This window comes from Campylobacter sp. BCW_6873, from assembly GCF_001762365.1.
Classification (GTDB): Bacteria; Campylobacterota; Campylobacteria; order Campylobacterales; family Campylobacteraceae; genus Campylobacter_D; species Campylobacter_D jejuni.
Genome location: NZ_MJWS01000102.1, coordinates 3,372 through 4,683, shown reverse-complemented (window position 1 = coordinate 4,683; position 1,312 = coordinate 3,372). Strand labels below are relative to the sequence as shown.

General features: G+C 27.4%; 3 protein-coding genes. All 3 read left to right on the top strand.

Annotated features, from left to right (window positions below):
- A partial coding sequence (locus AJ932_RS10685; RefSeq protein ID WP_222555546.1) for a hypothetical protein occupies window positions 1–225 on the top strand: 225 nt, incomplete at its 5' end.
- A 158-nt stretch (window positions 226–383) separates the two neighbouring features.
- On the top strand, window positions 384–611 hold the full coding sequence (locus AJ932_RS08530; RefSeq protein WP_060787620.1) for a DUF4160 domain-containing protein: 228 nt from the start codon (window positions 384–386) through the stop codon (window positions 609–611).
- Window positions 595–837, top strand: coding sequence for a DUF2442 domain-containing protein (locus tag AJ932_RS08525; protein ID WP_060787619.1), 243 nt, complete (start codon window positions 595–597; stop codon window positions 835–837). The genes AJ932_RS08530 and AJ932_RS08525 overlap by 17 nt, the downstream gene beginning before the upstream one ends.
- Window positions 838–1,312: the final 475 nt, after the last annotated feature.

Below are 1,312 nucleotides of genomic sequence, written 5' to 3'. Positions count from 1 at the left end.
AAAAATATATTTTCTTCTAAAGTTAAATTTCTCATTTTAAATCTTTCCTTCATAAAAATCCGCTTTAGAGCTGCAACTCTAGCGGAAAATTACAACAAAGGCTTAACTATGAAACGACATAGTAAGCGTTTTGTGAGATTATATCTAAACTTTAGGTTTTTTAAGTTTAAAATGGAAGTATTTTTAGCAAAACCGCAGGACAGAAAAGCCCCTTGCCTTTGTTAGAGTGTGTATAAAGCTACTAATTTACATTCATTTTCCCAAGTCAAATAAAAAAAATCCTATTAAAAGCCTAAAAATAGGTATTTTACAGCAAAAATACTTAACAAAATTCACGAAAATATAGTATAATTATTAAAAATATGAATAAAGTAAGGAAAATTATGCCCACTCTTTTAAAAATCAATGGCTTTAAGTTTTTCTTTTATTCAAACGAACATGAACCAAAGCATATTCATATTATGAAAGGTAATGAATTTGCGAAAATTAATTTAGAAAATTTACAAGTTCAATTTAGCAATTTTAAAAATAAAGATTTGTCTTTTATTCTTGAAACTGTTAAAAAACACAGACTCGAATTTGAAAGGAGATGGAATGAATACTTTAGTTAAGGCAAAGAATGTAAAATTCGATAAAGATTATCTTATTGTTTTATTAGAGGATGAACGCATAATCCAAACTCCTTTAAAATGGTATAAAGAACTTGAAAATGCAAATTCAGAAGATTTAGAAAAATGGCATTTTATCTGTGATAATACAGGCATCGAATGGGAAAAATTAGACTGTCATTTAAGTATAGAAGCTATGCTTAAAAGCAATGTGAACAAAGTAGCGTGAAAATACAATTAAATCGATGAAGATTTTGGTGACTTTTCCCAAGTTAAATAAAAAAAAAGAACCTCGTTAAAACCACTAAAAAATAAGCATTTTATAGCAAAAATACTTGGCTTTTTTAATGAAATTTGCTATAATATAGCTTGTATTTAAGTACTAATAAGGCTAATCTTCCGATTGTTTAGAAAGGGGGTAGCTATGATTAGAGAAATAATCGAATTTACGATTCTCTTTTTGGAGACAGTAAATAAGATAATCGATTTAATCGACTATCTTTTAAAATAACTTTCTTACAACTATTTTATAAGATCCACGCTTAGTCTTAGCTTAATACAAACAAAAAACTTTTAAACTTTACAAAAATAAATGATCGGAAGTGCGTGGCTTCTGATTGTTTAATGCTTAAAAGCAATGCGAACAAAGTAGCGTGAAAATACAATTAAATCGATGAAGATTTTGGTGACTTTTCCCAAGTTAA

What these genes read in the sequence shown, in the direction of transcription:
- AJ932_RS08525 (WP_060787619.1), top strand. Translation starts at nt 595, where the DNA reads ATGAATACTTTAGTTAAGGCAAAGAATGTAAAATTCGATAAAGATTAT.
- AJ932_RS08530 (WP_060787620.1), top strand. Translation starts at nt 384, where the DNA reads ATGCCCACTCTTTTAAAAATCAATGGCTTTAAGTTTTTCTTTTATTCA.